A 19,734-nucleotide genomic window follows, 5' to 3' on the forward strand; every position below is an offset into this window, starting at 1 on the left:
GAAACATAAGAAAAAGCACAGCAAAACCCGACATTTCTATTTAGCTGGAGGCACGACATTTGAACTTAGCGGAGACAAACGATGTAGCGGCAATATGAGAATGTCGGGTTCTAGCAAGATACAAATGTCGTGTTTTACCGTGGCTGGCAAGCTGGCATATTGCTGCGCGATCGCAGGAGCCAGTCATGAGCCCAGCCGCACTGGTGACATTGAACATGCGCGAACTCGACCGTCTGAAGGTGATCCAGGCCGTGGTGGACATCGGTCTGAAGCCCGGACGTGCCGCCGGGCGACTTGGCCTGACCGTGCGTCAGGTCGAGCGGCTGGTAGCGCGGTACCGTGAATCCGGCGCGGCAGGACTGGCCTCACGCAAGCGCAGGTCGCCCGGCAACCGGAAGCTCGATGAAGGACTGGCGGTGCGGGCCCTGACCACCATTCGCGAGCGCTATGCCGATTTTGGCCCGACGCTGGCCTGCGAGAAGCTGCGCGAATGTCATGGGCTGGTGCTGTCGAAGGAAACCGTGCGGCACCTGATGACGGACGCCGGGCTGTGGGTACCGCGCCGGCAGCGACCGCCCAAGGTCTACCAGCCGCGTGCGCGGCGCGCGTGTTTCGGTGAGCTGGTGCAGATCGACGGCAGCGACCATCGCTGGTTCGAGGACCGGGCGCCGGCCTGCACGCTGCTGGTGTATGTGGACGATGCGACGAGCCGCCTGATGGCGCTGCACTTTACCGCAACCGAGTCGACCTTCAGCTACTTCGAGGCCACGCGCGCGTATCTGGAACGCTACGGCAAGCCGGTGGCGTTCTACAGCGACAAGGCCAGCGTGTTCTATGTGAAGAAGCGTTCGGAGACCGCGGGCAAAGGCGTCACGCAGTTCGGCCGAGCGATGTACGAACTGAACATCGACACGTTCTGCGCGAACTCAAGCCCCGCCAAGGGACGCGTCGAGCGTGCCCATCTGACGCTGCAGGACCGCCTCGTCAAGGAGCTCCGGCTGCGCGGCATCAGCACCATCGAGGCCGCCAACGCCTATGCCCCTGCCTTCATGGCCGCGTATAACGCGCGCTTTGCGAAGCCGCCACGCAGCGCCTTCGATGCGCACCGGCCGTTGCGTGCTGACGAGGATCTCGACGCGGTCCTGACCTGGCGGGTCCTGCGCAAGGTCTCGGATTCACTGACGCTGCTGAACGACCGCGTGATCTGGCTGCTTGAGGATACGCCGGCCAACCGCAGGCTGATTCACCGCTATATCGACGTGTGGGAGTATCCGGACGGACGCCTGGAGATCCGCGCCGATGGTGTCGCACTGCCCTGCGTCCAGTACGACAAGCTTGCCGTGATTGACCAGGGCGCGGTGGTGGAGCACAAGCGTCTCGGTCATGCACTGCAGGTAGCCCAGGCGCTCCAGGCGCAGCGCGACAACCGCCGGATATCCGGCTCACCGTCACGCACGAACCGCGGTGAACCCGTGCGCGCGAAGGTACGGCTGCCCGGCACGAAGAAGCCGCGCGAAGTGACGCTCGATGACTGGAATACGGCCGTCATGGGGACACACCAGAACCCGGGAGGCTCGGTGCTAAAAACCCCTCGAGAGAGAGATAAAAGGACTGCAAAACACCCCTAACCCACCCCTCAAAACCGACCTCAACCCCGACATCTGTATCTAGCTGAAACCCCGACATTTGAATCTGGCTTTGACAAACGAACGACCGTGCGTTTTGCGGGAGAGTGAACCAAACCGTGAACCCCTGCCTGTGTTCGACTACAAGACGGCCGAGCAACTGGTTTCCGATGGTCGGACTGACGACCTGCTTCGCTACGTTTCGTCTCTCGAAGCAGGCGCGGCAGGATGATCCTCACCGCCATTTCCGGCATCACGGCCTACCGCATGCACGCGCCAAAGTGGGCCGTCGCACCAACGAGCGGCGCCGGTGCGGGCAAGCACGGAGGACGGGCAAACCGCATCGGACTTTCCGCCCTCTACCTTGCGCTGGATATCAATACTGCCGTACAGGAATATCAGCAGGTCTCGCCATTGATGCCACCCGGCACGCTCGTCAGTTACCAGTTGACCATCGATCCTGTCGTCGATTTCACCGGTGGGTATCAAGGCGGCAAATGGGCTGCGCTCTGGGAAGACTTCTATTGCGACTGGCGAGATTGCTGGTTCAATCAGCGCATCGAACCGCTGCGGGCGACTGCCCGCAGCGCCTAGAGTTTTCGAACGGATATGCTATCGTCCCGCGATCAATCGCTCTCTAGTACGACGACCTACACAATCACGCAAGCTTCTTCGAAGTCGAACCGAGGACTGCGCGGAAACAGCCCAGCGGGATCGCCATAGCCGAGACAGCAGAGAAAGTTGACGCGCAACGATGTTCCTTCGAAGAACAGCGAATTGACGAGCCCTGCATCGAAGCCGGACAGCGGTCCGCAGTCGAGCCCCAGCATCCGAACCGCGATAATGAAGTAGCCGCCCTGCAGCGAACTGTTTCTCAAGCAAGTCTGGTCAGCGAGCGCGGGTCGATCCCGAAAGAGATCGCCCGCATTCGGGCGATGCGGAAACAGCTTGGGTAGCTGCTCGTAAAACGCGGTGTCGTGTGCGACGATCGCGACTACAGGTGCGGTGCGCACTTTCTCGACGTTGCCCGGCGATACAGCCGACAGCAGCCGTGTGCGCGCATCCGTCGAACGCACGAACGTCACCCGCATCGGTGAGCAATTCATGCTCGTCGGCCCCCACTTCGCGAGTTCGTATAGCTCGCGCAACGCCTCATCGGATACGGGACGCGGGAGCCAGGCGTTCTGACTGCGCGCGTGCGTCAACAATTGCTCTCGGGTACGGCTATCGAGAGGCTGCGTCAACAGTGCGGACTCCAATTCAGCGTGACTCACTACGCCTCCCCCACCTTCTGACGGCTGGCGCCCACCATGAAAAATGCCACAGTCGCGGGCGCTTCGCTCCTGTTGCGCCACGCGTGCCGTGTACCCTGCTGCACGACGACATCCGTCGGATGAAGCAACGTCTCCCGTCCATCATCGACCTCCAGCCAAACTTCCCCCGACAGCACGATCGCGTAATCGACGGTATCGGTTCTATGCATGCCCGGGCAGTCCGGTTCGAACGTGCGAGCGAGATCGGGCATGCGTGCGATGCACTCCTCGCCCGCCGCGAGGGGATCGAAGCCCGGTGCACTCATCGTGCTGTCGGGCGGAAACGTAACGATCAACAAGCTCGTGCCGCCCGCAGGAGGCAATAGCTTGACTTGTCCTTCCGTAAGGTCCGCATTGCCGGCAGGCACGACAGGCGAAGGCGGTGTCGTCCAGACCTGCGCGAATGCGTGGCCTGGAATCGATTGAAAGGAAACGGTACGCGGCGGCGCGCCGTCGGAAACCAACACGGAGCGACCGTTGTTGTCGTGACCGGTTACCACTCGTCGAATAAGCATGGATAGGCTCTATGCAAGAACAGGGAAAAAGCGATGCGCCTGGCGCGGCACGACGTGACCCAGCCAGGCGCTTACCTGACGCTCAAGGGCAAATCACGTAGTTGCTGAAACCGCCGTTGCGATTCTCGATACCTCCGAGTGCGGTGTTGATGTCCTCGAGTTTGAAGGTGCAATGCTCGAACACCGACAAATCGACGACGCCCGACTCCACCATGTCGGCCATCTCCTGCCCCTGGCCAGCCGTAAACCAGGCCGAACCGCTGAACCGCTGGTCGTTGTCCATCATGTAGTGCAGATTGATCGGCACTTCGCCCGCCACGGCGCCGATATTGATCAGATGTCCGCCACGCCGCAGCGTCAGCAAGGTTTCACGCAGCGTCTCTTGCGGCGCACCCGGTCCCAATGCGTCGATCACGGCATCGACACCCGCGCCTTGCGTCGCCCGCGCGGCCCATTCGCTGACCGAGCCGTCATCGAGCGACATCACTTCGATGCGCTCCGGCGCCAGCGCCTTGACCCGCTGCAGAAGTTCGCGGTTACGCGCGGTGCCGAGAATCTTCTTTGCCCCCATCGCGAGCCCGAACAGCGCAACGCCGAGACCCAGCGTTCCGCTGATACCGCTGATGAGAATCGTGCTGCTCGGGCCGACTTCCGCCTTTTTCAATGCACGATATGCGGTGCCCAGGTAGCCGAAGCGCGCGGCAGTTTCGTGGCTCAGGTTGTCCGGGATCTTCACGAGGCTGTATTGCGGAGCCGTCATGTACTCGCACAAACCGCCGTACGGATAGTCGTCGAACATCGCCTGCGAACGCTTGCTGAATCCGAAATAGCCGTTGAACGTGTAGTAGGGGCATGCGGTCGTATCGCCTGAACGGCAAGCGCGGCACCCGCCGCAATAGCGGGCCGGATTCACATAGACGCGATCGCCCGGCTTGAACGCATGAACCTGGCTGCCCACCTCTTCGATCACGCCTGTCGCATCGAGACCGAAGATCGCCGGCAGCTTCGGCAACGGAAGATGCGGAAACCACTTCTCCCAATTGCTCAAAACGTTGCCGAGATTTGGCACGATGCCGCATGCCTTCACCTTGACGAGCACGTCGGTGGGGCGCGGCGACGGAACCGGGATATCCTCCACTACCATCGGCTCGCCTACGTTGTGCATGCGCGCCGCCCGCATCATCTTCGTCGTCATCGTTTGTCTCCTGTTTATCGATACGTGCACGATATTAATGTTTGTGCACAAAGCAAATCATCGTTTACCTGAACGCTATCGCAGACCGTCGAGTCCTTTGACTTCTGACGCCTGCAATCCGCCCACTCGCGCATGAACGCGCCCTCCCGTCGCCATCGCCAGCGCAAAGGCGATTTCGTTGCGGCGTGGGCCGTCCCATACTGTGACCTCGCAGGTTCCGAAGTGGCTCCGTACGTATGCAGCCTGGATGTGGCCGAGCGGCATCATCAGACGTGTGCCCACTGCGCCGATCGTCTTCGCCGACGGCACGATCGCCTTCGGTGCGCCCAACGCTTCTCGCATGGCCCACCCGCCTGCCTCATGCCAGACCGCGCCATGCTCGAGTTCGCCGTCCTCGCCGACGATCGCACCTTTCCCGTACGCCTGGACTTTCGATGCGCCGCCCAACTCCGCCACCAGACGCGACGACAGATCGGCCCCGAGTAGCCTCAGTTGGCTCATGAACGGCAACAGATCCGCCTCATACCGGCCCGCATAAGGATTCGTGACGATGGCCGTCGCCACCGCGACGACCAACGGCTCGCCGAGCCGCTCACCGCCTTCGTGCCAGACCTCTTCGACGTCCAGCTTGACCTTTCTTACATTGACTAGCGACATCCGCTGCTCCGAGAAAATGGATCACATCGACTGATAACCGGTGTCATATCGCACACCGACGCTTGCATTATATCCATCGCGGTGTAATATGCACAAAAATATCTTTTACGCCCACAAGGAGCAAACGCATGAAACTGGTCTCGTATCGACATGAAGGCCGACCGGGCTTCGGCGCCGTCAAGGATGAAGGCGTCGTCGATCTCGCGAAGCGACTGCCCGCTGTCGCCGATCTGGCGACACTCGTATCGAATCAGGCCGCGTTCGAGGAGGCCAGACGTCTCGTCGAAACGGCGACGGCCGATTTCGCGCTCGCGGCGATCGCGCTCGAACCGGTCATTCCCCGCCCGAGCAAAATCATCTGCGTCGGCATCAACTATGTCGCACACGCGGCCGAGGCTGGCCGTACGGTCGGCCAATACCCGGTTATCTTTCATCGCTTCGCGGAAACGCTCGTGGCGCATGGCGCCCCGATCATCCGCCCGCGTGTGTCGGACCATTTCGACTTCGAAGCGGAACTGGCAGTCGTGATCGGCAAGGGAGGCTCGCACATCAAAGCCGAAGACGCGATGGCCCACGTCGCCGGTTATACCTGTTTCAACGATGCGAGCGTGCGCGATTGGCAATTCCACACGCACCAATACGGGATGGGCAAGAACTTCCGCGGCACCGGCTCGCTGGGTCCGTGGCTCGTCACGGCAGACGAAGTCCGCGACTATCGCGAGCTGTCGATTCAAGGGCTGCTCAACGGCGAATGCATGCAGACCGGCGAACTCTCCGAGTTGGCGTTCGGCATTCCCGAGCTGATCGCGTACGTCTCACAGGCGCTCGACTGGCAACCGGGCGATATCTTGGCAACGGGCACCCCGAGCGGAATCGGCTTCAAGCGTCAGCCGCCGATCTTTCTGAAGCCGGGGGATACATTCGATGTCGTCATTCCCGGCATCGGCACGTTATCGAACCCCGTCGCAGACGAAGCGTGAACGCGCGGATACACGAACACCTGAACAAAACACAAACGAAACATCCGGAGACAGCCATGGCAGCCTTGCCGAGAATTCAGTTCACACACTGCGGGATTTTTTGCAGCGACCTCGAGATGATGGTCGACTACTACCGCAAGTTTTTGGGCTTCGTCGTTAGCGACAAAGGTGTCGCCTCGACAGGCCATCGTCTGTATTTCATGACGCAGGATCCCGAGATCCACCATCAGCTCGTGCTGTTCGACGGAAAGCCGACCGATCTGCCGTTCAACCCCGTCAATCAGTTGTCGCTGCTGCTCGACTCGCTTGCCGACTTGCAGTCGTACTATCGGCGGGCCGTGAAAGCTGGCGTCAAAGGAATCGAGCAAGTCGATCATGGCAATGCCTGGTCGATCTATTTCAAGGATCCCGAAGGCAATCCCATCGAGTTGTACGTGGACAGCCCATTCTTCACGGCCCAACCGTGCCGCGAACCGCTCAATCTCGGTCTTTCGATAGATGAAATCCTCAAGCAGACCGAAGCCATGTGTCACCGTCGCCCGGGATTTTTGTCGCGTGAGGACTGGATCGCCGAGATGCGCGAACGGATTGCCGCCCAGCGCATGGCGTTCGACGCGTAAGTGCGAGCGGATCTTCATATGAAGAGCAACTTCATCGGCGGCCAGTGGCGAGAAAGCGCGGCATCCCGCAGCAACATCAACCCGTCCGACCTGGACGATGTCGTCGGGCAGTACGCTCAAGCCGATGCCGACGATGCGCGAGCGGCGATCGATGCGGCCTGCGCCGCTCAGGCAAGCTGGGCGCACGGCGGTATCCAGGCGCGCTCGACTTCGCTGGACTTCATTGGCAACGAGCTGCTGGCGAGACAAACCGAACTCGGTACGCTGCTTTCCCGCGAGGAAGGCAAGACCCTTGTCGAGGGCATCGCGGAAGTGGCTCGGGCGGGCCAGATATTCAAGTTCTTTGCCGGCGAGGTGTTGCGAACGGGCGGCGAGAAACTGCCGTCGGTTCGCCCGCTCGTCGATGTGGAGATCACGCGCGAACCCGTCGGCGTGGTCGGCATTATCACGTCGTGGAACTTTCCGATCGCGATTCCCGCCTGGAAGATTGCGCCGGCGCTCGCCTACGGCAACTGTGTGGTCTTCAAGCCCGCCGATCTGGTACCCGCATCCGCGTGGGCGCTCGCGGAAATCATTTCGCGCAGCGGCATTCCCCCAGGCGTGTTCAACCTCGTCATGGGGCGTGGCAGCGTCGTAGGCAATGCGATCGTCTCTGCACCCGGCGTCAACGCGCTTTCGTTCACCGGGTCGGTTGAAACCGGACACATGCTGCTGCAGCGCGGCGCGCAACAGTGCAAGCGCATGCAGCTCGAGATGGGCGGCAAGAACCCGCTCGTCGTGCTCGACGACGCGGATCTCGACGTCGCGATCGATTGCGCGGTTCAGGGCGCCTACTATTCGACGGGACAACGCTGCACCGCGTCGTCGCGCTTCATCGTGCAAAAGGGCATTTATCGCCGGTTCGTTGCTGGTCTGACCGAAGCGGTCGAAGCGCTACGAGTCGGTCACGCGCTCGCTCCACAGACGCAGATCGGCCCCGTGGTGGACGAGTCGCACTTGCGCCATGACGAGAACTATCTGGACATCGGCAAGAGCGAGGGCGCCAGGCTCGCCAGCGGCGGTCAGCGCCTCCCGAGAGAAACTCGTGGTCACTTTCTATCGCCTGCGCTATTTATCGATGCCACACCGAAGATGCGCATCGCGCGCGAGGAAATCTTCGGCCCGATCGCCTGCGCCATCGCTGTGGACAGCTATGAAGAAGCACTCGCGGTCGCGAACGACAGCCCTTTCGGTCTTTCGTCCGGCATCTGCACGACGTCGCTCAAGCACGCGGCGCATTTCAAACGACATGTAAAAAGCGGCATGACGATGGTAAACGTCCCGACCGCCGGCGTCGATTATCACGTGCCGTTCGGCGGAACCAAGGCGTCGAGCTATGGGCCGCGCGAACAGGGCCCCTACGCGGTCGATTTCTTCACGACCGTCAAAACCGCTTACACGAAGGCATACTTCGATTAATCCCAGCGCCGGCCAGCACGGCCGGCGCGTTGCAAGTGCCGCCGCGCGCTTGCGGAACAGCATTCCATAAGGAGGAGACGTGGACTTCGATTTGATCATTGTCGGGATGGGACCGGTTGGCGCGGTCGCTGCCAATCTGGCCGGCGAGGCCGGGCTGCGCACGCTCGTGCTCGAAAAGTCCCTGACGGTCTTCGATAAGCCGCGCGCAATGGGCTTCGATCAGGAAGTCATGCGGATCTTCGGCGACCTCGGGCTCGCCGACAAAATCGCGCGTTACGTGATGCCCTATCGGCCGTCCGAATACCGCACGACGGATTCAAGCGTGATTCGCCGCATCGAAGCGGCCGAGCCGCCGTTCCAACTCGGTTGGGCGCCCAACTATGTTTTCATGCAGCCTCAGATGGAAAGGATCCTGCGCGAGAATCTCGCGCGCTTTCCGTCGGTGACCGTCAAGCTCGGCGCGCAAGTCGATGCCGTCACGTCTGGCGAGGACGGCGCATCGGTTACGGTCGTCGAAGCGTCACTCGAGTCGAGCGAACCGCGCACATACCGATCACACTATGTGCTTGCATGCGACGGCGGAACGAGCCCGATTCGAATGGGGCTCGGCCTGGAGATGGAAGACCTCGACTTCGACGAACCGTGGCTCGTGGTCGACGTCGTCCTCAAGGACGGATGCGGCGCTAATCTACCGTCGACCAACGTCCAGTACTGTAAAATCGAGCGCCCTTGCACGTTCGTGGTCGGGCCTGGTCAAGTCCGGCGCTGGGAATTCATGATCAATGCGGACGAAACACCAGTGCAGGTCATGGAGCGTTCGTTCGTCCGCCGGCTCATCTCGCGCTGGCTCGACGAAAGCGAATACGATATCTGGCGCGCGTCGTCATATCGTTTCCATGCTCTCGTCCTGCGCCAATGGCGGTCGGACCGTGTGTTCTTCCTCGGCGACGCTGCGCACATGACACCCCCGTTTCTGGCGCAAGGGATGTGCCAGGGAATTCGCGACGCAGCCAATCTGGTCTGGAAGCTTACCCTCGTGAACCGCGGCGCGGCCGGTCCCGAGTTGCTCGACACATATCAGGCCGAACGGCTCCCGCATGTGAAGCAAACCACGCTCGTCACGAAATCGCTCGGCAAGCTGATCTGCGAGCGCGATCCCGCGGCCGCGCGCGATCGGGACAAACGCTTGCTCGAGGAAATATCGGCCAATCCGCGCGGCACCGTCCGGCAGTCGTTGATCCCGGGGCTCAGTGCGGGCCTTCTATCCACAGCGAATGACGGCCCGCGCGGCCAATTGTTTCCTCAACCGCTCGTCAAGACCTCGGACGGTCGCCAATGCCTGCTCGACGAAGCCACCGGCATGACCTTTCGCATCGTCGTCGAGGACCGCACCGATGCAGCTATCATCGAGCGCATGGCAGAGGAATGGGGTGTACTGAGCGATATTCCGGTGGAACTGGTCGTGATTGGCACAGAACCGCTTACGTCAGGCGCACCGTCGTACGCCTATCAGGACGTCGAAGGAGTACTCGTCAGCTGGATGCAACGGCATGCTTGCGCAGCCGTGATCGTGCGCCCCGATCATTACGTGTACGGCGGTTGCGGCAAAGCGGAAGACGCAGCCGCGATAATCCGTGAGTTGGCCGCTGCACTGCGAGCGGGTAACTCACATGAAAATCCCATAGCCGCCACTTGTGCTTGATCTGCAATGCAATCCGCGCAGCGCGAAGGGTCGGTAGCCTTCGCGCTTTTTTCGCTTGCGACGTGAAACATTTCGATCTTGCATATCGGCACATTTTGCGCATAAAATTCCTTTCATCGACAATCATTGGTCAACCCACGCCCATGGTCTCACCTGCTTCGAACGGCGCACCGCTGATCGACGTCGCCTTTGCCCGGATGAAGACGGCCATCATCCGCTGCGAGCTCGCCCCTGGCAGCCGGCTCAAGGTCGAAAGCCTTTCGAAGGGATATGGGCTCAGCAGTTCACCGATCCGCGAAGCCTTGAATCGGCTCGCCCAGGACGGCATTGTCCGGGCGACGGAAAATCGTGGGTTCTGGGTCGCCCCCATCAGCATCGACGACTTCAAAGACATCACGCGGATGCGCGTGCTGCTCGAACACGAGGCGCTCAGCGATTCGATCGCGCACGGGGACGAAGAATGGGAAGTGGCCGTGCTAACGGCTTTTCATCGATTGAGCCTCGCGGAGAAGCGTCTCGGCTCGGGCCCCGTCGCGCTCGACGACGACTGGTCCGAACGCCACCGCGCCTATCACATGGCGTTGTTGTCGGCGACGCCCAGTGCCCTACTCTCGAATATGGTTGGCTCGCTTTTCGATCGCGCCGAACGCTACCGTCGTTATTCCGCGCTGCATCGAACCGAAGAGCGCCATAAGAGCAGCGAACACGAAGCGCTCATGAAGGCCGCGATCGATCGGGACGCGGAAAAAGCCACCCGGCTGCTGCGCAAACATATCGAAGGTACGCTGGCACGCGTCGCAGGCGCGCTCGAACGTCAATTGGCTACCGTCCAATAAGCAAGCGCCGCGCTGTTCGGAAATCGCGCGGCGCCCCTCTTCTAGCGATATCGGCAAGGCAAGGCACTGCCTCGCCTTGCCGACGTCCGCTTCCTCAGAACATCGTTTGCATGCCGATCCGGCCGATAAACTGGGAGCGGCCGCTCGACGGACCGAACGTCCCGTTGATGACCGCGTTGGCACCCGCGTTGGTCAACTGGTAAGCCCCCTGCATGTAGACCGCGGTGCGCTTGGACAGGAAATACTTGGCCACAGCGCCAAACTGATGCGCGTGGTTGTGATCCACCACTTCGTTGCCCCACATGTAGGTGTACGCGAGACTCGTCGAGAACGCTGGAGTGAAGCTGTAAAGCGCCCCCACTTCGGCGGCGTTGACTGCCGCACCGTTGTGCGTGTTGCGCGTATTGGTGAAAAGCGCCGTCAAAAGAAGCTTATCGCTCGTATATTTCGCACCTAGCCCGAAATTGCGGATGCTGTCGCCGAGCAGCGACGCGTAGCGGACGTCGGTATAGGCTGCACCGAATGCGAAAGGACCGACGGTATAGCTCGCCCCGAAACTTTCCGCGCTGTTCTGGCGAAAATCACCCGCCGTCCCGCCGAACGCATACATGCCCCCGAACCGCAGTCCGCCGAAGCGCGGGCTCGTGTATTTGACCGAGTTATTCAACGGTGTATCGCCGTTCATTCGATCGAAGTCGAATGCCTCGTCAGGCGGCGAATCCGGAATGCCCAGCTTGGCGAACGGGCCGTCACGAAACTGGTAGAAGCCGCCGCCGTACATCGCTGCGTCTGCGCCAACGTCGCGAAAGAGCGTGTCGACCATGAAGTCATATTGCCGCCCGAGCGAGAGTTTGCCGTATCGGTCGTTATCGAGACCCACCCACGCATTGCGCGCGAACAGCCCTGTCCCCGTTGCGCTGCCATTCGACGTTTGGGCGACGAGATTACCCTGCAGCGTGAACTGGGTCACCAACTCGAAAATCGCGTGGGTACCGTTGCCGAGGTCTTCGCTGCCTTTGAACCCCATCAGGTTCGGCAAAGCGATGCCGTCGTCCAGCCTCCACGCCGAATGCCCGCCGATATTGCTGATGTACGACACCCCTGCATCAAGCAAGCCCCACAGCGTGACGCTGCTTTGAGCGTGTGCACTCGGCACGATGCCGACACACGTTCCCACCGCGACCGCCGCCGCAGCCATGATGCGCTTCTTCACTATCGTCTCCTCCAAACGGACTGTTTATACACTTTACGCACGAACGACATTTTCATATGTGATACTGCTTTTTATGCATATTCTACCAAACGGCTGTGACGGTCAATGCTGTTCTGGAGAAATCGTGCTAAGTGTTTACGCGTGTGTGCGTCGCGGAGGAAGAGAGGGGGATTCGAACTGCGAAGGCAAGTCACACCGCGCGTGAACTGTCTCGCACGCGTGACGACTACGATGAGTGATCGGATAGCAGGTGACGATAGCTATCGAACGTTGCACCTTGCAGCGCGAAGCGTCATGTCATCGCATTCGCAATGCCACGGACGTACAAGTCTGGCGCCAAAAGCCGAGCGAGCGATTCGCTCAGTGCGGGTGAAAGTCGTTCTGAGTCTGACGCTCGTGTTGGGAAGCGTCGGAACGCGTCCGGCGCGTTCGCGATCGCTCGGCGAACTGCCCAAGTCCACGCCGGTCGGCTTCGTCCTTTGCCGCTCGTATCGCGTCGTAGAAGGTTCGCTCTGTGGCGACACTGGTTCGATCGACGTTCACCACCCAGCTATCGAACATGTAGCGCCAGCGGATGCGGCGCTCTTCGAGCAGCGCGGAAAACCAACGCCAGACCGACGCATCTTCGGCATTGGCAGCGGCGGCCGCATTGGCGCGAACTCGTTGCATGGCGTCCATAGGGTTACGCTGGTTAGAGTCCATTTTCGATCGACATGTCGGCCGCGCTCACGCGCGAGCATCGGAATAGACGTAAAAGCCTCGCCCGCTCTTTCGTCCCAGATATCCTGCGTCGACCATTTCCCTGAGCAACGGCGCAGGGCGATATTTCGGGTCGTTGAAATCACGGCACAGCACGTCCATGATGGCCAGCGTCGTATCCAGGCCAATCAGGTCGGCCAACGCGAGCGGCCCGATCGGGTGATTCGCCCCCAGCTTCACACACGCATCGATCTGCTCAGCACCCGCGAGTCCTTCCTGTAGAACGAAAATCGCTTCGTTGATCATCGGCACGACGATCCGATTGACCACAAAGCCCGGCGAGTTCTTCACATCGATCGGGGTCTTGCCGATGCGCTTTACGAAGCCGGCTACCGCATCGAACGTCGCGTCGGTCGTCTGCAACCCGCGTATCACTTCCACGAGTTCCATGATCGGTACCGGGTTGAAGAAATGCAGCCCCACGAAGCGCCCAGCACAAGAAAGCATAGCGCCAAGCTTCGTCACCGATACCGACGACGTATTCGTCGCGATGATCGCGTCCGGGCGAACTACGCCATCGAGCGCCTTGAGAATGTCTTGCTTGGTCTGCAGGCGCTCGGTCGCGGCCTCGATCACCAGCTCGCAGGTCGCAAGTTTGCGCACGTCGACGCTGCCGCTTACTCGCGCGCGTATCGAACTGGCCTGACTTTCCGGGATCGTTCCCTTCGACACCATGCGTCCCAGACCGGCCTCGACACCGGTCAAGCCACGTCGTACCGCCTCGTCGTCGATATCGTTGAGTATCACGCTCAACCCCGAGGCGGCGCAGACCTGCGCGATGCCGCGCCCCATCTGGCCGGCTCCGACAATCCCTATCGTCTGTATGTTCATGTCGCTTGCTTCGTACGCAGTGCGTCGATCTCCATCGCAGTCGCTGCGAGCCAATCCGACAACACCTCTTCAGTATGCTGACCGAGCGTCGGCGGTGCATTCCGATACTGCACCGGCGACTCGGAAAGTCGAATCGGATTCGCCACCAGCGCAACGTCGTTCGCGAACGGGTGAGGCATCTCGATGCGGGTGCCACGGGCCTGCACGTGCGGATCCGCGAACACCCGGTCAAGCGTATTGATCGGGCCGCAGGGTACGCCTGCCGCTTCCATCGCGGCAATCCATTCGTCGGTCGTACGTTGCACTGTCATGCCGTGAATCAGCGCGATGAGTTCGCTTCTGTGCTTCACGCGCTGAGGGTTGGTAACGAAGCGTTCGTCGCTAGACCACTCTGGTTTGCCTAGCGTCTTGCACAGATTCGCAAACTGACCGTCGTTGCCGACAGCCACGATCATGTATCCATCGGCTGTAGGAAATTCCTGGTACGGGACGATGTTCGGATGCGCATTGCCCATGCGTTGCGGAACAACACCGCCCACCAGATAGTTGGCGGCCTGGTTTGCAAGGCATGCGATCTGCACGTCGAGCAGCGCGAGATCGATATGCTGACCTTCGCCGGAACTCTCGCGACGCTTCAATGCGGCCAGCACCGCAACCGTCGCATAGAGCCCGGTCATGATGTCCGTCAGCGCCACGCCAACTTTCAACGGGCCACCGCCTTCCGTCCCGTCGGGAAGGCCGGTCAGGCTCATCAAACCGCCCATGCCCTGAATCAGGAAGTCATAGCCGGCGCGCGCCGCGTAAGGTCCCGTCTGCCCAAACCCGGTGATCGAGCAATAGACGAGCCGCGGATTGACTGCTTTGAGACTCGCGTAGTCGAGGCCGTATTGCGCGAGTCCCCCTACCTTGAAATTCTCGAGCACGATGTCGGCCTTGCGCGCCAGCCGCCGCACGAGGCTTTGTCCGTCTGCGCTGCCGATATCGATCGTCACCGATCGCTTGTTGCGGTTGGCGCTCAGATAGTAGGCCGACTCGCCCGTCGAATGTCCGTCGGCATCGTTCAACCACGGCGGTCCCCAGGCGCGCGTATCGTCACCCGCGCCCGGGCGCTCCACCTTCACGACGTCGGCGCCGAGATCGGCGAGCAACTGACCGGCCCAGGGGCCGGCAAGCACGCGCGACAGATCGAGGACGCGCACGCCGGCGAGCGCCCCCGCTTGCAAGGTGTCGTTCATGGCGATCGAAAATCAGAAGGCGGCGATGCCGGTGATGGCGCGCCCAAGAATCAATGCGTGAATGTCGTGCGTCCCTTCGTAAGTGTTGACCACTTCGAGGTTCACGAGATGACGGGCGATGCCGAACTCGTCGCTGATGCCGTTGCCGCCGAGCATGTCGCGCGCCACACGGGCGATGTCGAGCGCCTTGCCGCACGAGTTGCGCTTCATGATCGAGGTGACCTCGACCGCGGCCGTTCCTTCGTCCTTCATGCGGCCAAGCCGCAAGCAACCTTGTAGACCAAGCGTGATTTCCGTTTCCATGTCCGCAAGCTTCTTCTGGATCAACTGGTTTGCCGCAAGCGGCTTGCCGAATTGCTTACGATCCAGCACGTATTGCCGCGCGCGGTGCCAGCAATCTTCGGCCGCGCCGAGCGCGCCCCAGGCGATGCCGTAACGTGCGCTGTTCAGGCATGTGAACGGCCCTTTCAAGCCGCGCACTTCCGCGAACGCGTTCTCTTCGGGGCAGAACACTTCGTCCATGACGATCTCGCCTGTGATCGACGCCCTCAATCCGACCTTCCCGTGAATCGCGGGCGCGGAAAGCCCCTTCCAACCCTTTTCGAGCACGAAGCCGCGAATTGCGCCCTCATCGTCCTTCGCCCAGACGACATATACATCGGCGATCGGGCTGTTGGTGATCCACATCTTGTTGCCCGTCAACTGGTAGCCGCCCGCCACCTTTCGTGCGCGCGTCACCATGCTGCCGGGATCCGAACCGTGATTCGGCTCCGTCAACCCGAAGCAGCCGATCCATTCGCCGGTTGCGAGTCGCGGCAGATACTTCTGTTTGACGGCCTCGCTGCCGAATGCGTTGATCGGCACCATCACGAGCGACGATTGAACGCTCATGATCGAGCGATAGCCCGAATCCACCCGCTCCACTTCGCGTGCTACCAGACCGTAACTGACATAGTTGAGGCCCGCGCCGCCGTAGGCTTCGGGAATCGTCACACCTAGCAGCCCCAGTTCACCCATCTCGCGGAAAATGGCCGGGTCCGTCTGCTCATTGCGGAATGCGTCCAACACGCGCGGCGCGAGGCGTTCCTGGCAGTAGCTACGTGCGGACTCGGCGACCATCCGTTCCTCTTCGTTCAACTGCTGCGTCAGCAGTAGCGGATCGTCCCATTGAAACGACGCGGACTTTTGCTGTTGGCTCATTTTTGACTCGCGTGGAATTTATCGTGGCGTCAATTTATCCGCCGCTGCGCGCTGGATCAAACGACTTGTTCTCAGTCACCTGTGCGAGAATCGCACAAGTCAGTCGCCCGAGAGTTTCTGCCATGCGCCGCAAGATCCCGTCTACCCTCGCGCTGTCCGCATTCGAGGCGGCAGCGCGCCACCAGAGCTTCACCAAAGCCGCCGATGAACTGGCGGTAACGCAGAGCGCTATCTGCAGACAGATCGCTTCGTTGGAGGATTTTCTCTGCCTGAAGCTATTTCGGCGCGATCGCCGGGGGGTCGCGCTGACGGAAGCCGGCCTTGCCTATAGCCGCAAAGTGGCCGCGCGCCTCGACGACGTGGAACGTGACACGGTTGAGCTGATGGGCAGGGGTGGCGGCGGCGCCGCGCTCGAAGTCGCGGTAGTGCCTACCTTCGCGACTAAGTGGCTGCTTCCCCGCATGCCGAAGTTCATGACGGCCCATCCCGACATTACGATCAACCTCACTACGCGCACCCGCCCATTCCTGTTCGGCGACACGGAGTTCGACGCCGCGCTCTACGCGGGCCTCGCGAGCTGGCCCGGTACGGCCAGCAGGTTCCTAATGCGGGAAAGCCTGATCGCCGTGTGCAGTCCAGAGCTCATCGCTCCCCGACGAAAGCTCAAGGCCGCCGACTGGGGTCGCTATCGCCTGCTGCAGCAGAGCACGCGGCCCTATGCATGGCGCGAATGGTTTGCATCACGGGGCATGCAAGTCGAAGGCGACATGTCGGGCCCGAGATTCGAGCTTTTTTCGATGCACGCGGAAGCGGCCATTCAGGGGATCGGCGTCGCGCTGATCCCGCGTCTGTTGATCGAGGACGAGTTGAAGCGTCGCGTTTTGATACCGGTCGCTGAGCACGATTATCTTAGCGACCGGTCGTACTATCTCATTTATCCGGAGCAGAAATCGGACAGTGCGCCGCTCGGGGTCTTTCGTGACTGGATCGAGGAGCAGGCGAGGATCTATCGGGAGCCGTTGGCGTTGGGGTGATGTTTGTGTGCCACGCGCTCCCGCTACTGCGAGCAAGTCTATCGTTCACGTCAGCTCCAGACGCGCCCTTTCAGACACATTGCGCAAAACGCAAGAAACTCGGCACCTGACTCAGTACGGATGCTACAGAAGACGTGTACGCGATGGAACGCCAGCTTCGAGCGTGCGATGCCGAGTCCGCTCCCGTCTTAGCCATCTTGAACTGAGATGTCACGCCGACCGGCACTGAACAGACCCACGGGGCGCGGATGAACCCTTGCTGATATCGCGTCGGGATTCGCTTCAGTCTTTTGCGCTGGTTGTCGACACTCGCGCGACCGTGTCGCCTTCATCGTTGACCAAACCCCAAAGGCTTACTCATAAGTCGGGAATTTTGCGGACAGATGGCTATGCTTGAGAGATAGCTATTGAGAGTATCGCCCATGAAACGAGATGGCCGGAGCCTGGCTCACAACACGCTCGAAGAGATGCGTATCCTTGCGGTTCAGCGTATGGCTGAAGGCGAGCATCCTAATGATGTTGCGGCGTCGTTTGGGATGCATCGCTCGTGGGCGTACAAGATCAGGGCGCAGGCGCGAGGCCGTGGTAATGGTGTGCGAGCGCTGCGATCGACCAAGGGAACAGGTCGTCCACGTACGCTCACTGCGACGTAGGAGCAGCGGATAATGCGCTGGGTTATTGGCAAGAATCCAATGCAGTACGGGTTTGATTTTGGCAACGCGGATATACGCTGGACCAGTAGCGGATACGAAATTCGCGGGCAATCTCAAGGCAAGGATCAATGCCGCATCAAGGACCACAACAATAACGCCAGCAACAGCACTACGCACATCTGCCAGAACAGCACCGGATCGGTCTCGAGCAGGGGCTTGCGCCGAATCGGCGCCACCGCGTCCCGAGCGCTCGAAAAACGTTCGAGGTCAGCGCAGACTTCCAGCACGTCCTGATACCTGCGCACCGGATCGGGCTGCAGCGCTTTCTCCAGCACCAGGTCGAGCCATAGCGGCGCGTCCCGGCGGTACTGATAAAGCGGCACACGGCCATTGAAGCCGTAGGGCAGCTTGCCGCCGCTGAACAGCCGGTACAGGGTCACGCCAAACGCGAACACCTCGGAGCGCGCATCGCCCTGTGCGCCTTTCATCAACTCAGGCGCCATATAAGCGGGTGAGCCCGGCGCGGCGTCAGGACCCGGCAACTGCATGCCCGGCATATAACCGAATCCGAAATCGAGCAGCCGCGTGTTATCGCCCCACATTACCAGCACGTTCTCGGGTTTGATATCGCGATGGAAGATATTGCGGCGATTCAGCACGTCGATCGAACGGCCTAGCTGTTGCGCGATCTTGAGTGCACGTGGCAGCGCCATGGGCTGAGGCGCCCCCAGCAGTTTTTCGAGCGTGACGCCTGCGCCGAGCGGCATCACCACATAGAGCCGGGTTTGCCGGTCGGCATCGATCGGCATCGGCGCGAGCACGCCATCGTCGCTGATCTTGCCTGCCAGCCAGCGCTCGCGCACGATCGACTGCCGCACGTTTTCGTCCTGCTCGACACGCGGCTTGGGAAACTTGAGCGCCAGCGGCGTATTCGGATCGGCCAGATCGTAGCCCGCGAAAATCCGCGAATAGAAGCCATCGCTCAACACGCTCTTGAGCAGATATCCGTCGACCACTTCGCCGGCGTCGGGCACCGCCGGAATCGGCAAGGTGCCGACCACCCGTTCAAGGTAACCGACATCGAGCAAAGGCAGGCCGCCCACGTCGAGCACCGCGCTCGTCACGTCGTCCTGCGAGCCGCGCGTCACCGCCAGCGCGCCCAGCCGGCGCGCCGTTTCGAGCGCACCGCCGCGCGCCGCCAGCACCGTCTGCAGTTCGCGCATCGGCACGCGGCGATAGAGCCCGTCGGAGCACATCAGCAGGCGATCGCCCTCGTGCAGCTCAAGCGTTTCAATGCGCGTCACCAGCGTCGGAAGCATGCCGACCGCATGCGCCACGTAAGAACCGAAGGCGACCGGCACCACGTCGTCGTCACCGAGCTGGGCCAGTTGGCCATCGCGCAGCAGATAGAGCCGCACATCGCCGGCCGCGACCAGATACGCGGTTGCGCGGCGCACGATCAGCGCCGCAAAGGACGCGGACATCTGCTGCAGTGCAGGGTCGACGCGGCCGATCTGATGCAGCCAGCCGTGTATGGCCTCGAGCGCGCGAGCAGCGGCCACGCCGGGCTGCAAGGTGTCGGCGAGCCCGTAATAGGCATCGATAAAGGCCCGCACCGAGAGTTCGGCCGCGACCCGTCCGCCCTTGCTGCCGCTCACGCCATCGGCGAGAGCGATCACGCTGCCACGCGCGGCGCGCTCCGCCAGATCGCCGAGCATCACGCCGACGTAGTCTTCGTTGATGTAATCCTGCCCGCGGGCGCGGGCAGGGAAAGAAACACAACCAATCTCGAGCGCGGCGCACTCGCCGCGCTCCGGCTTCAATTGCAGATCGATTTCCTGGCCGTCCATTCCGCCACCGCTAGCGGGCCTTCCCTCTGGATCGTCTAGCACCCGACTCGTGTTCGGT

The 19,734-nt window shown here is 61.3% G+C and carries 18 protein-coding genes and 2 pseudogenes; 10 read left to right on the forward strand and 10 right to left on the reverse strand.

The genetic code is table 11. From position 1 onward, the window contains the following. Positions 1 to 185: 185 nt before the first annotated feature. From EVC45_RS26295 to EVC45_RS26305, 3 genes and pseudogenes are all read left to right on the forward strand, one after another. On the forward strand, positions 186 to 1,628 hold the full coding sequence (locus EVC45_RS26295) for an ISNCY family transposase (RefSeq protein ID WP_129961147.1): 1,443 nt from the start codon (positions 186 to 188) through the stop codon (positions 1,626 to 1,628). Positions 1,629 to 1,746: 118 nt separating this feature from the next. Next, a pseudogene (locus EVC45_RS46895) lies at positions 1,747 to 1,857 on the forward strand (DUF2384 domain-containing protein); the annotation flags it as partial. Continuing rightward, complete coding sequence (locus EVC45_RS26305) at positions 1,854 to 2,219, forward strand: RES family NAD+ phosphorylase (protein WP_129961148.1); 366 nt, start codon at positions 1,854 to 1,856, stop codon at positions 2,217 to 2,219. The pseudogene EVC45_RS46895 and the gene EVC45_RS26305, both read left to right, overlap by 4 nt. A 56-nt stretch (positions 2,220 to 2,275) precedes the next feature. On the opposite strand, the gene EVC45_RS26310 is transcribed toward EVC45_RS26305, so the two are convergent. From EVC45_RS26310 to EVC45_RS26325, 4 genes are all read right to left on the reverse strand, one after another. Then, positions 2,276 to 2,869, reverse strand: a complete 594-nt coding sequence (locus tag EVC45_RS26310; RefSeq protein WP_129961149.1) for a malonic semialdehyde reductase — start codon at positions 2,867 to 2,869, stop codon at positions 2,276 to 2,278. 29 nt (positions 2,870 to 2,898) lie between these two features. After that, the gene (locus EVC45_RS26315; RefSeq protein WP_129961150.1) at positions 2,899 to 3,453 is read right to left on the reverse strand and encodes a cupin domain-containing protein; all 555 of its coding nucleotides are present in this window, start codon (positions 3,451 to 3,453) and stop codon (positions 2,899 to 2,901) included. Positions 3,454 to 3,535: 82 nt separating this feature from the next. Continuing rightward, on the reverse strand, positions 3,536 to 4,648 hold the full coding sequence (locus EVC45_RS26320; RefSeq protein ID WP_129961151.1) for an alcohol dehydrogenase catalytic domain-containing protein: 1,113 nt from the start codon (positions 4,646 to 4,648) through the stop codon (positions 3,536 to 3,538). Positions 4,649 to 4,723: 75 nt separating this feature from the next. Next, the gene (locus EVC45_RS26325) at positions 4,724 to 5,305 is read right to left on the reverse strand and encodes an amino acid synthesis family protein (protein ID WP_129961152.1); all 582 of its coding nucleotides are present in this window, start codon (positions 5,303 to 5,305) and stop codon (positions 4,724 to 4,726) included. A 128-nt stretch (positions 5,306 to 5,433) separates the two neighbouring features. Here EVC45_RS26325 and EVC45_RS26330 point away from each other — a divergent pair, with 128 nt between their 5' ends. The 5 genes from EVC45_RS26330 to EVC45_RS26350 all read left to right on the forward strand — a co-directional run bounded on the left by EVC45_RS26330 (position 5,434) and on the right by EVC45_RS26350 (position 10,901). Further along, positions 5,434 to 6,285, forward strand: coding sequence for a fumarylacetoacetate hydrolase family protein (locus tag EVC45_RS26330; RefSeq protein ID WP_129961153.1), 852 nt, complete (start codon positions 5,434 to 5,436; stop codon positions 6,283 to 6,285). Beyond that, positions 6,282 to 6,905 (forward strand): VOC family protein, encoded by a 624-nt coding sequence (locus EVC45_RS26335; protein WP_248295254.1) that lies wholly within the window; start codon positions 6,282 to 6,284, stop codon positions 6,903 to 6,905. Before EVC45_RS26330 ends, EVC45_RS26335 begins: the two co-directional genes overlap by 4 nt. Before the next feature lie 18 nt (positions 6,906 to 6,923). After that, positions 6,924 to 8,363: an aldehyde dehydrogenase family protein gene (locus EVC45_RS26340; protein ID WP_129961154.1), complete on the forward strand. Its 1,440-nt coding sequence runs from the start codon at positions 6,924 to 6,926 to the stop codon at positions 8,361 to 8,363. A 79-nt stretch (positions 8,364 to 8,442) separates the two neighbouring features. Then, the gene (locus EVC45_RS26345; RefSeq protein ID WP_129961155.1) at positions 8,443 to 10,065 is read left to right on the forward strand and encodes a bifunctional 3-(3-hydroxy-phenyl)propionate/3-hydroxycinnamic acid hydroxylase; all 1,623 of its coding nucleotides are present in this window, start codon (positions 8,443 to 8,445) and stop codon (positions 10,063 to 10,065) included. 62 nt (positions 10,066 to 10,127) lie between these two features. Further along, positions 10,128 to 10,901: a GntR family transcriptional regulator gene (locus EVC45_RS26350; RefSeq protein ID WP_248295255.1), complete on the forward strand. Its 774-nt coding sequence runs from the start codon at positions 10,128 to 10,130 to the stop codon at positions 10,899 to 10,901. A gap of 94 nt (positions 10,902 to 10,995) precedes the next feature. Here EVC45_RS26350 and EVC45_RS26355 read toward each other — a convergent pair whose 3' ends face one another. The 5 genes from EVC45_RS26355 to EVC45_RS26375 all read right to left on the reverse strand — a co-directional run bounded on the left by EVC45_RS26355 (position 10,996) and on the right by EVC45_RS26375 (position 16,139). Continuing rightward, complete coding sequence (locus EVC45_RS26355; RefSeq protein WP_211193478.1) at positions 10,996 to 12,114, reverse strand: porin; 1,119 nt, start codon at positions 12,112 to 12,114, stop codon at positions 10,996 to 10,998. 360 nt (positions 12,115 to 12,474) lie between these two features. Beyond that, positions 12,475 to 12,783, reverse strand: a complete 309-nt coding sequence (locus EVC45_RS46900; RefSeq protein WP_248295256.1) for a hypothetical protein — start codon at positions 12,781 to 12,783, stop codon at positions 12,475 to 12,477. Positions 12,784 to 12,840: 57 nt separating this feature from the next. Next, a complete protein-coding gene (locus tag EVC45_RS26365) occupies positions 12,841 to 13,704 on the reverse strand; it encodes a 3-hydroxybutyryl-CoA dehydrogenase (RefSeq protein WP_129961156.1) in 864 nt (287 codons plus the stop codon). Continuing rightward, positions 13,701 to 14,939 carry a CaiB/BaiF CoA-transferase family protein gene (locus EVC45_RS26370; protein ID WP_129961157.1) on the reverse strand — a complete coding sequence of 413 codons (1,239 nt, stop codon included), beginning with the start codon at positions 14,937 to 14,939 and terminating at the stop codon, positions 13,701 to 13,703. Before EVC45_RS26370 ends, EVC45_RS26365 begins: the two co-directional genes overlap by 4 nt. A 12-nt stretch (positions 14,940 to 14,951) precedes the next feature. Further along, the gene (locus EVC45_RS26375; RefSeq protein ID WP_129961158.1) at positions 14,952 to 16,139 is read right to left on the reverse strand and encodes an acyl-CoA dehydrogenase; all 1,188 of its coding nucleotides are present in this window, start codon (positions 16,137 to 16,139) and stop codon (positions 14,952 to 14,954) included. Positions 16,140 to 16,261: 122 nt separating this feature from the next. On the opposite strand from EVC45_RS26375, the gene EVC45_RS26380 reads away from it, so the two are divergent. Further along, positions 16,262 to 17,173: a LysR family transcriptional regulator gene (locus EVC45_RS26380; protein WP_129961159.1), complete on the forward strand. Its 912-nt coding sequence runs from the start codon at positions 16,262 to 16,264 to the stop codon at positions 17,171 to 17,173. Between the two features lie 422 nt (positions 17,174 to 17,595). Next, positions 17,596 to 17,889: pseudogene (locus EVC45_RS26385) on the forward strand (helix-turn-helix domain-containing protein); the annotation flags it as partial. A 62-nt stretch (positions 17,890 to 17,951) separates the two neighbouring features. Here the strand turns inward: EVC45_RS26385 and EVC45_RS26390 are convergent. Continuing rightward, the gene (locus EVC45_RS26390) at positions 17,952 to 19,676 is read right to left on the reverse strand and encodes a bifunctional protein-serine/threonine kinase/phosphatase (protein WP_168991537.1); all 1,725 of its coding nucleotides are present in this window, start codon (positions 19,674 to 19,676) and stop codon (positions 17,952 to 17,954) included. Positions 19,677 to 19,734: the final 58 nt, after the last annotated feature.

Origin of the sequence: Paraburkholderia sp. UYCP14C (assembly GCF_004197395.1) — a bacterium.
Lineage (GTDB): Bacteria > Pseudomonadota > Gammaproteobacteria > Burkholderiales > Burkholderiaceae > Paraburkholderia.